We start from the raw sequence: 10,867 nt of genomic DNA, 5'->3' as shown, positions 1-10,867 counted from the left end.
GCGCCGCGCTCACGGCTTGCGGTAGGCGTCGACGATGGCTTGGCCTTCCGGGCCGGCCTTCTGCAGCCACTCCTGCAGCATCGTGTCGCCGACCTTCTTCATGTCGGCCTTCAGCTGCGCCGACGGCGGCAGGATGGTCATGCCGTTCTTCTTCAGCAGCTCGAGGTACTCGGTGTTCTTGCTCTTCGACAGCGCCCAGCCGCGCGCCTCGGCGTCGGCGCCGGCCTTCAGCAGCGCGGCTTGCGTGGGCTTGTCGAGCGCGTCGAACGCGGCCTTGTTCACCAGCACCGCGTTCTTCGGCAACCAGGCCTGGGTGTCGTAGAAGTATTTGATGTGCTCGTAGGTCTTGGTGTCGTAGCCGGTCGAGCCGGACGACATGTACGACTCGATCACGCCGGTGGCCATGGCCTGCGAGAGTTCAGCCGCCTGCACGGTGACGGGCTGCGCGTTGACGAGTTCGGCGATGCGCGAGGTGGCGGGGCTGTAGGCGCGCCACTTGACGCCCTTGAGGTCGGCCGCCGAGTTGATCGGCTTCTTCACGTAGATGCCCTGCGGCGGCCAGGCCACCGCGTAGAGCAGCATCATTCCCTGCTCGGCGAGCTTCTTGTCGAGCACCGGCTTCTGCGCCTTGTAGAGCTTGGCCGATTCGTCGTAGCTGTCGGCGAGGAAGGGCAGGCCGTCGGTGCCGAAGATCTGCCACTCGTTCTGGTAGTTCACCAGCAGGATCTCGCCGATCTGCGCCTGGCCGCCTTGCACGGCGCGCTTGATCTCGGGCGCCTTGAACAGCGAGGCGTTGGCATGCACGGTGATCTTCAGCTTGCCGGCCGTGGCCTTGTCGACGTCGGCCGCGAACTGGGTCAGGTTCTCGGTGTGGAAGTTGCTGGCCGGGTAGGCGGCGGGCAGGTCCCACTTGGTCTGGGCCCAGGCCGGGGCGGCGAGGGCGGCCGAGAACAGGTAGGCCAGAAGCGGAAGACGCACGCGCATGACAGGTACTCCAGGGAATGATGGCGCCCAGCGTACGGAAGCCGGGGCCCGACGACCATACGGACTTCTACGCTTTAGCAAGGTCTGTTCCATCGGGGTCGGCCGTGGCCGCCATGTCAGTCGATCTGGAAGTACGCCTCGCCATGGGGCCTCTTTCCGTCATCAGGCGTTTGAGGCAGGCGCCGCCGTTTCGTCGCCGTCAGGTTCTGCGATGGCTTCCAGGATGGCAGGCATCTGTCTTTTCAGTGAATCGAGATGATGGGCCAAGTGCTGGAGCATGTTGACGTCGATGTCGATCAGCAGTGTTTCAAGTTCGTCGCGAGTCAACGAGCGATGTGCGACCGCGCCAATCACTGACACGAACCAGTCGCACGCTTCCAGCATGTCGGTCAGATCGGCGTGCATCCGTCCGGTCAAGGCCTTGTCGGGTACGAAAGCCTTGAGTTGGTTGACGAGGGAGCGTGCGGCAAGTTCTTCATTCATGCGTCGATGGACAGGGGTTGTCGCTTGGCGGGCGCCGAAACAGAGTGCTCTGCAAACATGTCGCTGTGCCAGTAGCCCTGAGCGTCATTCAGCCAACTGAACTTCTTTTTCTCGGCGAAGGCACGCAATGGTGCGAGCGGAATCCCGTATCGCCAAAGTAGAGCGAGCAATTCACGCAAAGCTTCCTTGCTGAGAGCTGCGAGTTCGATCTCCAGCATCAGTTCTCGGCCGACACCTTTGACATCGCGTATCGCAGCGATTTCCTTGAAGCCTTGAAAGAGGCGACGCTCATCCCCGCGTGAGTAGAAGCTGCCCAGCTCAACTTTCAGAATCATGGTTCTCCTATCGGCGTCGACCGCCCGGATATATGTTGTGGTACCTGCCACCGGGGTACTCCACATCCCAGTGCGGGCCTCCGTGAGCGTCACCTGTGGACCCGGAGTCAGGGCCTGTGGGGCACCATACGCCGCCGTCCGCAGCTTGCCAGCCGTAGCCGCGTCCGTTGGGATTGCGCACCCAGTTCTCCCCGCCCTTCGGGTCCTTGAAGCCCTCAGCTTCCCCGGGCTTGCCTGGCGCTTTGGGTCCAGCGGGATCGTAAGCATTCTCTGGGGGCTTGACCAACATCGGGCCAACGACCTGCCAGCCAAGCCAAGCACCAACCCCTGCGCCAAGGATTCCACCCACCACGGCGCCGGGTGGGCCGAGGATGGAGCCGACCTCTGCACCGGCGAGAGCACCCGCCAGCGGATTCAGTCCGCTCGGATCGACGTAGCGCAAAGGATCGCCATCCACGTACGTGTAGGTCGATGGACTTCCTCCCAGCAGGCCGATCGGATCGCTCTGCGTGTAGCGCCCTCTGTCGGGACCGTAGTAGCGGAACTGGTTGTAGAACAGCCCGCTCTCCGCATCCGCGTACTGCCCTGGAAAGCGCAGGTTCTGCGTGAAGACGCCCAGCCCCTGCGGATCGACCTCCGGCGCGGTCGCGCCGAACGGCTCGACCAGCCAGCGCCAGCGCAGGCGGTTGTCGCGATCCACCACGATGCGCGGTGCGTTCAGGTGGTCGGTGTGGATGAAGTACACCAGCGGCTCGCCGGCCGGATCCGCCGGGTCCGGTGTGAACATCGCCATCGGTGTGTCGCGCAGCCACACGTATTCGCGCAAGGCCGCGCCGTTCTGGTCGTACTCGCCCAGCAGGTGTCCCTGCGGGTCGTACACGAACAGCGTGGTGCTCGCCGGGCCCGTGCTGCTGACCTTGCGCACGCGCTGCCCCTTGGCGTTGTAGGTGTAGTGCGTCGTCACGCCGGCCTTCGCGATCGTCGCCAGCTGCCCTCGCAGGTTGAACGTGGCCGTGTAGCCCGCGCTGTCGCTCGTCGTGTTGCCGGCGGGGTCGTGGGCAAAACTGCGCGCCGGGTTCGTGATGGCCGTCAGCCGGTTGCTGGTCGCCTCGGTCGTGTACAGGCTCGGGCTGCCGTTCAGGCTCACGCTGCTGCGGTTGCCGTTCGGGTCGTGCGCGATCGCCCAGGTGGCCGCGTTCGTCGTGATGCGCGTGATGCGGCTGTTCTCGTCGTAGCCGAAAGCCTGATCCAGTGCTGGCCGCGGCGTGCCGTCGGGTGCCAGGTGCATGAAGCCGACGATGCGGTTCGCCGCGTCGTAGTGGATGTCGCGGAACACATCGCCGAAGGTGTGGCGCGTCATGCGCCCCGCGAGGTCGAAAAAGCGCTGGTTCGTCAGCGTGCCGTTCGCCATGTGCGCGGTCCAGCGCTTGAGCGAGCCGGCGAACGGCGTCCAGCCGATCTGGGTGAACAAGGGCATGGCCGTGCCGTCGCTGCTGCGGGCCAGCGCCATCGCGGTGATCTCGCCGTCCACCCAGGTCATGGTGAGCCGGCGTCCCGAGGGGTAGGTGATGCTGCTCGGGTTGCCCAGCGTCTCGCCGTAGACCACCACCTGGTCGAGTGGGCCCGGGTTGCCGCCTGGGCCTGCTTCCAGATGCTGGAGGTCGCGGGCGATCATGCCCTGCTCGTCATGGGCGTAGCGGTTCCATCCACCGGGGAAAGCGGTGCTCGTGAGCCGGCCGCCACCGAAGGAGAAATCCGGACCCCGCTGGCTGTACGCCAAGCTGAGCGTCTCGCTCGCGTGCCCGCCCATCGTGTATTCCGCGCTCGTCAAGCGATTGCTGGCGTCGTAGCCGTAGGCGGTCAGCACGCCGCGGCTGTCGGTGCGGGTCTTCAGGTTGCGGGCGGCGTCATACGTCAATCGATCGGTGCCGGAGTCCGGGCTGATCCGCTGTTGCACATCGCCGAAGCCGTTGCGCGGGTACTGCGTGAGCAACCCGCGCGGGTCGGTCACCTGGGTGGGCCGATCGCCGCCGTCATAGCCGATGCCCGTCGTCCCGTTGCGTGGGTCGGTGGTTTCAATGACGCGCCCAAGCGTGTCGTGGCGGAACCGCGTCTCGAGGTTCAGCGTGCCGGCGCCACGGATGATCTTCGTGCGCCGACCCATGGCGTCGTACTCGTAGCGCTCCAGCGGCATCGGCGACACCGGCGGGGGCGGCAAGGTCTGAGCTTGTGCGGCGAGGGCCAGCGCGACGTGCATGAGCGCAACGGCAGTGCGCTTGGCGAAGAGACGCGCCATGAAGGGGCTCCTGAGGGATGTCGATCGATTGGCCCCAACAGCCCGGGCGCGGTGCGCGATGCTAGAAAAAAGCCCGCCGCGCCGGCTCCTCACTTTCTGCAGAATTGCCGGCGCCGCTTCCCTCTGCCCGCAGACGCTCAGTTCTTGCGAATGAACGCCAGCAGGTCCTGGTTCAACCGCTCCTTGTGCGTGTCGGTCAACCCGTGCGGCGCACCCGCGTAGACGATCAGCTGCGCCCCCTTGACCAACTTCGCCGACGCCCGTCCCGAGATGTCGATCGGCACGATCTGGTCGTCGTCGCCGTGGATCACCAGCGTCGGCACGTCGAACTTCTTCAGGTCCTCGGTGAAGTCGGTCTCCGAGAAGGCCTTGATCGAGTCCAGCGTGTTCTTGTGGCCGCCCGTCATGCCCTGCAGCCACCAGTTGTCGATCAGGCCCTGCGAGACCTTGGCGCCGGGCCGATTGAAGCCGTAGAACGGGCCGCTCGCGATGTCCTTGTAGAGCTGCGAGCGGTTCTCGATCTGCGCCTTGCGCAGGCCGTCGAACACCTCGATCGGCACGCCGTTCGGGTTGACCTTGCCCTTGACCATCTGCGGCGGCACGGCCGAGACCAGCACCGCCTTCGCAACCTGGCCGGTGCCATGCCGGCCGATGTAGCGCGCCACCTCGCCGCCACCGGTCGAGAAGCCCACCAGCACCGCCTTCTTGCCCTTCAGGTTCACGGCCTCGATCACCGCGGCCAAGTCGTCGGCGTAGTGGTCCATGTCGTTGCCGTCCCAGGGCTGGCTCGATCGGCCGTGGCCACGCCGGTCATGGGCGATCACGCGGTAGCCCTGGTCGGCCAGGAACAGCATCTGCGATTCCCAGCTGTCCGAATCGAGCGGCCAGCCGTGGCTGAAGATCACCGGCTGGCCGTCGCGCGGGCCCCAGTCCTTGTAGTAGAGCTGCACGCCATCTTTCGTGGTGACGTAGCTGCCCGTCGGCCGGGCGGCGACTGCCGCCGGCCTGGCGGCGGCCGGTGCCTTCTGCGCGGCGTTCGCGGCACCGGTGAGAGCTGCGATGGCCGAGAGGGCGATCAGGGATTTGGTGAATGCATTCATGTGAGGCTCCGGGTGATGATGTAGTACGCTTGCGAAAAGATCGTGTGCGAAGTAAATATCAGGTCATGGTGTCGTGCGTCATGGCTTCGGTTCTCAGTGAGTGGAAGGGATGAGTGCCGCGTCAGGCCGCTGCGTGGCCGAACATGCGGCCGCGCAGCGCCAGCAGGCGATCGCGCAGGTCGAGGATCTCGGCCACCGGCATGTCGGCGGCGGTGGCGATGCATTGCGGCAGGTGCGCCGCGCGGGCCTTCAGGGCACGGCCCGCATCGGTCAGCGTGACCAGCACCTGGCGCTCGTCGACGGCCGAGCGGGTGCGGTCGATCAGGCCGGAGGACTGCAGGCGCTTCAGCAGTGGCGTCAGCGTCGGTGAATCGAGGAACACCCGCTCGCTGATCTCGCCGACGGTCAGGTCATCGCGCTCCCACAGCACCATCATCACCAGGTACTGCGGATAGGTCATCCCCAGATCCTTCAGCAGGTCGCGGTAGACCTTGTTGAAGCCCAGCATCGTCGAGTACAGCGCGAAGCACAGCTGTTGATCGAGCTGCTGGGGGAAGGGGGTGTTGCGTGCCATGGGGCGAATAATACATCGCGTGCAATTTATTTGCAAACAATAGATCGATTGGAGCGGTCCGACGAGTGCCGACAATGCCCGCATGAACCACCGTTTCGTCGAAGCCTTCTACTGGGTCGTCACGCTGAAGAGCGTGTCGCGCGCTGCCGAGAAGCTGTTCATCACGCAGTCGGCGATGTCCAGCCGCATCGCTGCGTTGGAAGAAGAACTGGGCGTGCTGCTGCTCGACCGGCGCGACAAGCAGTTCCGCCTGACGGTCGGCGGCCTGCGCTTCTTCACCCACGCGCAGCGGCTGCTCGCGCTGCACCGCGAGATCAAGGCCGAGATGGGTGCAGGCGCCGATGGCGCGCAGCGTGCCGTGTCGCTGCGCATCGGCGTGATCGAGTCGGTGCTGCACTCGTGGCTGATCGACTGGGTGCACCACATGCGCAGCACCAGTCCCGATTTCGCGCTCGAGCTGACGGTCGAAACCACGCCGGTGCTGGTCGACCAGGTGCAGCGCGGCGCGCTCGACCTGGCCTTCGCGGCGCTGCCGACCTCGGGCGAGAACCTGCGCAGCCGCGCCCTGCCGCCGATGGAGATGGTGTTCGTCGGCCACAAGGACCTGCACCGCAAGCGCCGCTACACGCTCGCCGACCTGGCGCAGCTGGAGCTGCTGACCTTCCAGCGCGGCTCGCAGCCGCACGTCGCGCTGCTCGACCTGTTCCGCGCGGCGGGGCTCGAGCCCCGCCGGGTCCATGCGATCTCGTCGATCTCGGCGATGGTGCAGTTGGTGGAGGGCGGCATCGGCGTCGCGACGCTGCCGCTGGCCGCGGTGTTGCGGCTTGGCGAGCGCCTGCCGATCAAGCCGCTGGCCTGCGAGGTGCCGCTGTTCCCCTTGCCGGTGCATGCGAGCTGGCGCGACGACCCGACCTCGTCGGTCGCGATCGACGTGCTGGACGCCGTGTTCGACTACATCGGCGTGCCGAAGACCGGTGCGAAGGTGCCTCGAAAGCGCACCAGGAATGGGTGAAAACCCCAACTTGGTTCATCGAAAAAATCGATGAGCTGAGCGAAAAATTTCTTGTTTGCCGCAGCCTGTCAGCGGCCAACACAATCCGCTCCATTCGCAAACCCAACCGCCGCCAGGGTCTTGTCATGAAGCCTGAACAGAAGTCCTCCAGCGCCTCGCGAGCCCGCGCCGAGATCCGCGCCGGCCGCCATGCCACCCACACCAGCGGCCTGGCCGACGACCATGTACAGGGCAACCTGGTGATCCTGCCGCAGGCGCTCGCGAACGACTTCCTGCGCTTCTGCCAGCGCAACCCCAAGCCGTGTCCGGTGCTGGCCGTCTCCGAGCCGGGCGACCCGATGCTGCCGACGCTCGGCCACGACATCGACATCCGCAGCGACGTGCCGCGCTACCGTGTGTGGCGCCGCGGCGAGCTGGTCGACGAGGTCACCGACATCGGCGCGCTGTGGCGCGACGACCTGGTGAGCTTCGTGATCGGCTGCTCGTTCTCGTTCGAGCAGGCGCTGCTGGATGCCGGCGTGCCGCTGCGCCACGTCGCGCAGAACCGCAACGTCGCGATGTACCGTACCAGCATTCCCACCGTGGCGGCCGGCCCGTTCCATGGGCCGATGGTGGTCTCGATGCGCCCGCTCAAGGCTGCTGACGCCATCCGTGCGGTGCAGGTCACCTCGCGCTTCCCGTCGATGCACGGTGCGCCGGTGCACCTGGGCGAGCCGGCGCTGATCGGCATCGCCGACATCACCCGCCCCGACTACGGTGACGCGGTCGACGTGATGCCCGATGAGCTGCCGGTGTTCTGGGCCTGCGGCGTGACGCCCCAGGCCGCGATCACGCAGGCCCGCCCGGAGTTCTGCATCACGCATGCACCCGGCTCGATGCTGATCACCGACCTGCTGAACACGCACATCGCCAGTCTCTGAGTTCACGTTCATTCTTCACCCCTACCAGGAGCAGTCCCCATGCAACATTCGCAACCGCGTCCGCAGCCGCGCAGAAGCGTCCTCCAGGCGCTGGGCGCCACCTTGTTCGGTCTGGGTTTCGGCACGGGTGCGCGCGCCCAGTCGGCCGAGGTGAAGATCGGCGTGATCTACCCGCTGACCGGCCCGGCCGCGTCCACCGGTGCCGAGCTGAAGAACGCGCTGGAGCTGGCGGCGGACATCATCAACAACGGCGCCAACAACGCAACGAAAGGCATCTCCGACCTGCCGTTCGCCGCCGGTGGCGGCCTGCCGAAGCTGAAGGGCGCGAAGATCAAGCTGGTGTTCGCCGACCACCAGGGCAACCCGCAGACCGGCGCGACCGAGGCCGAGCGCCTGATCACGCAGGAGAAGGTGGTCGCGCTCGTCGGCGCCTACAACAGCAACGTCACCGCCACCGCGAGCCAGGTGGCCGAACGCTATGGCGTGCCGTTCCTGAACCCCGAGTCGTCGTCGGCCTCGCTGACGGCGCGCAACTTCAAGTGGTTCTTCCGCACCACGCCGCACGACGACCTGTTCGTGCACAACTTCTTCGATTTCCTGAAGGAGCTGGAGGCGAAGAAGAACTTCAAGGTCGGCGCGATCGCGACCTTCAACGAGAACACGCTGTGGGGCAACGAGACCACCAAGCTGCAGGCGAAGCTCGCACCCGAGAAGGGCTACCACCTGGTCAAGCAGGTGACCTACCCGGCCAAGAGCACGCAGCTCACGTCGGAAGTGCAGACGCTGAAGGCAGCCGGCCCGTCGCTGGTGATGCAGTCGTCGTACCTGGGCGACGCGCTGCTGTCGATGAAGACGTACAAGGAGCTGGGCTTCTCGCCGGACATGATCCTCGCGAACAACGCCGGCTTCACCGACACCGAGTTCATCAAGACGCTGGGCAAGGATGCCGAGTACGTGATCACGCGCGAGGTGTGGGCGCTGGATCTTGCGACGCGCAACCCGCTGATCAAGCAGGTCAACGACCTGTTCCTCGGGCGCTACAAGGCCAACTTCACCGGCAACTCGTCGCGCACCTTCACCGGGCTGATGGTGCTGGCCGATGCGATCAACCGCGCGGCATCCACCGAGCCGGAGGCGATCCGCAAGGCCCTGTCGGAAACCGACCTGCGCGCCGAGAACCTGATCATGCCGTGGAAGGGCGTCAAGTTCGACAGCACCGGGCAGAACACGCTGGGCCGCGGCATCCTGGTGCAGATCGTCGACGGCAAGTACAACACGGTGTACCCGTTCAACCTCGCGACGCGCGAGGTGACGTGGCCGATGCCGAAGTGGGATCAGCGCAAGTGATTCGATTCCGTTCGGGCTGAGCTTGTCGAAGCCCAGCTCGCATGCCACCAGGCTTCGACAGGCTCAGCCCGACCCTTCGACAGGCTCAGGTCCTTCGACGGGCTCAGGATGATCGGGCCCTTCGACAGGCTCAGGGCGAACGGTTGGAAAAAGCATGACCGCAGAAATACTGCTTCAAACCCTCGCGTCCGGCGTACTGATCGGCCTGATCTACGCGCTGGTCGCGATCGGCCTCACGATGATCTTCGGCGTGATGGACATCGTGAACTTCGCGCATGGCGAGTTCCTGATGCTCGGCATGTACGCGAGCTTCTGGCTGTTCGCGCTGTACGCGCTCGACCCGATGCTCACGCTGCCGCTCACGGTGCTGATGCTGTTCGCTTTCGGCGTGCTGCTGTACAAGCTCGTGATCCGCCGCATCACCGATGCGCCGATGCTCAGCCAGATCTTCACCACCTTCGGGCTGATGATCCTGCTGCGCGGCGTCGCGCAGTTCCTGTGGAAGCCCGACTTCCGCTCGATCGAGGGCTCGTGGGTYAGCGGCAGCGTCAAGCTGGCCGGCATCCAGCTCGGCCAGCCGCAGTTGGTGGCCGGCGTCGGCGCGATCGCGGTCACCGCGCTGGTGCATTTCTTCCTGACGCGCACCCGCCTCGGCGCGGCGCTCGAAGCCACTGCCGCCGACAAGGAGGCCGCGCAGCTGATGGGCATCGATTCGCACCGCATGTTCGCTCTCGCCTGGGGCATCGGCGCGGCCTGTGCCGGCGCGGCCGGCGTGCTGCTCGCGACCTTCTTCCCGATCTTTCCGGAGGTCGGCGCCAACTTCATCCTGATCGCCTTCGTGGTCGTCAACCTCGGCGGTTTCGGCAGTGTGACCGGCGCTTTCTGGGCCGGCATCCTGGTCGGCGTGATCGAGGTGATGGGCGGCTTGCTGCTCGGGCCGCAGTACAAGACGGCCATCGTGCTGGTGCTGTTCCTCGCGGTGTTGATGTTCCGGCCGCAGGGCCTGATGGGGAAAGCATGAAGCCTTCGAAGAAGACCCTGGGGCTTGCTGCGCTCGCGATGGCGGCCGTGCTGCTGCCGTTCGTCACGCACAGCCCCTCGCACCTGAACCTCGCGATCCTGGTGCTGATGGCGGCGCAGCTCGGCGTCGCGTGGAACCTGCTCGGCGGCTATGCCGGCCAGGTCTCGCTCGGCCATGCGGCGTTCTACGGGCTTGGCGCCTACACCTCCACGCTGCTGCTGCTGAACTTCGGCGTGAACCCGTGGCTCGGCATGCTGCTCGGCGGCTTGGTCGCGGCGCTGCTGAGCCTCGGCTTCGGCTGGTCGTGCTTCCGGTTGAAGGGCCACTACTTCGCGATGGCGACGATCGCGGTCGCCGAGATCGTGCAGATCGTGTTCACCAACTGGGAGTACGCCGGCAGCGCGGTCGGCCTGACGATCCCGATGGACCAGCGGGGCTGGGCCACGATGGTGTTCGCCGACAAGGCGCCGTACTACTGGCTCGCGCTCGGCCTGCTGGCGCTGACGCTGCTCGCGACCTGGGCCGTCGAGCGCAGCCACATCGGCTACTACCTGCGGGCGATCAAGGACGAACCCGATGCCGCGCGCAGCATCGGCATCAACATCGCGCGCTACAAGCAGGTGGCCTTGTCGCTCAGCGCCTTCTTCACCGCGCTCGGCGGCAGCCTGTATGCGCAGAAGGAGCTCTACATCGACCCGGGCTCGGTGCTGACGACCGCGCTGTCGATCAAGATGGCGCTGGTGTCGATCCTCGGCGGCGTCGGCACGCTGTTCGGGCCGGTGGTCGGCTCGGTGG

Annotated in this window: 11 protein-coding genes; 5 read left to right on the top strand and 6 right to left on the bottom strand. The window is 66.0% G+C overall.

All coding sequences use genetic code 11. The features are described 5' to 3' along the window. Nucleotides 1-9: 9 nt before the first annotated feature. The 6 genes from AC1D01_RS08850 to AC1D01_RS08825 all read right to left on the bottom strand — a co-directional run bounded on the left by AC1D01_RS08850 (nt 10) and on the right by AC1D01_RS08825 (nt 5,772). Nucleotides 10-984 (bottom strand): TRAP transporter substrate-binding protein, encoded by a 975-nt coding sequence (locus AC1D01_RS08850; RefSeq protein WP_477865679.1) that lies wholly within the window; start codon nt 982-984, stop codon nt 10-12. Nucleotides 985-1,146: 162 nt separating this feature from the next. Further along, the gene (locus AC1D01_RS08845; RefSeq protein ID WP_477865678.1) at nt 1,147-1,467 is read right to left on the bottom strand and encodes a hypothetical protein; all 321 of its coding nucleotides are present in this window, start codon (nt 1,465-1,467) and stop codon (nt 1,147-1,149) included. Next, nucleotides 1,464-1,802 carry a hypothetical protein gene (locus AC1D01_RS08840; RefSeq protein ID WP_477865677.1) on the bottom strand — a complete coding sequence of 113 codons (339 nt, stop codon included), beginning with the start codon at nt 1,800-1,802 and terminating at the stop codon, nt 1,464-1,466. The genes AC1D01_RS08845 and AC1D01_RS08840 overlap by 4 nt, the downstream gene beginning before the upstream one ends. A gap of 7 nt (nt 1,803-1,809) precedes the next feature. After that, nucleotides 1,810-4,098, bottom strand: coding sequence for a polymorphic toxin type 37 domain-containing protein (locus AC1D01_RS08835; protein ID WP_477865676.1), 2,289 nt, complete (start codon nt 4,096-4,098; stop codon nt 1,810-1,812). Between the two features lie 137 nt (nt 4,099-4,235). Beyond that, entirely contained in the window at nt 4,236-5,198 is a 963-nt protein-coding gene (locus AC1D01_RS08830) for an alpha/beta fold hydrolase (protein ID WP_477865675.1), read from the bottom strand. Between the two features lie 121 nt (nt 5,199-5,319). After that, nucleotides 5,320-5,772: a MarR family winged helix-turn-helix transcriptional regulator gene (locus AC1D01_RS08825; protein WP_477865674.1), complete on the bottom strand. Its 453-nt coding sequence runs from the start codon at nt 5,770-5,772 to the stop codon at nt 5,320-5,322. Between the two features lie 82 nt (nt 5,773-5,854). Here AC1D01_RS08825 and AC1D01_RS08820 point away from each other — a divergent pair, with 82 nt between their 5' ends. The 5 genes from AC1D01_RS08820 to AC1D01_RS08800 form a co-directional block, all read left to right on the top strand. Next, nucleotides 5,855-6,784: a LysR family transcriptional regulator gene (locus AC1D01_RS08820; protein WP_477865673.1), complete on the top strand. Its 930-nt coding sequence runs from the start codon at nt 5,855-5,857 to the stop codon at nt 6,782-6,784. A 125-nt stretch (nt 6,785-6,909) separates the two neighbouring features. Further along, nucleotides 6,910-7,704, top strand: a complete 795-nt coding sequence (locus tag AC1D01_RS08815) for a putative hydro-lyase (RefSeq protein ID WP_477865672.1) — start codon at nt 6,910-6,912, stop codon at nt 7,702-7,704. A 39-nt stretch (nt 7,705-7,743) separates the two neighbouring features. After that, nucleotides 7,744-9,051: an ABC transporter substrate-binding protein gene (locus tag AC1D01_RS08810; RefSeq protein WP_477865671.1), complete on the top strand. Its 1,308-nt coding sequence runs from the start codon at nt 7,744-7,746 to the stop codon at nt 9,049-9,051. A 154-nt stretch (nt 9,052-9,205) separates the two neighbouring features. Further along, complete coding sequence (locus AC1D01_RS08805) at nt 9,206-10,072, top strand: branched-chain amino acid ABC transporter permease (RefSeq protein ID WP_477865670.1); 867 nt, start codon at nt 9,206-9,208, stop codon at nt 10,070-10,072. Further along, a partial coding sequence (locus tag AC1D01_RS08800; protein ID WP_477865669.1) for a branched-chain amino acid ABC transporter permease occupies nt 10,069-10,867 on the top strand: 799 nt, incomplete at its 3' end. The genes AC1D01_RS08805 and AC1D01_RS08800, both read left to right, overlap by 4 nt.

The sequence above is a fragment of the Rhizobacter sp. P3_B12 genome (assembly GCF_056402895.1).
The sequence above is the reverse complement of the archived record's forward strand: the minus strand, read 5'-3'. Positions and strand labels throughout refer to the sequence as shown.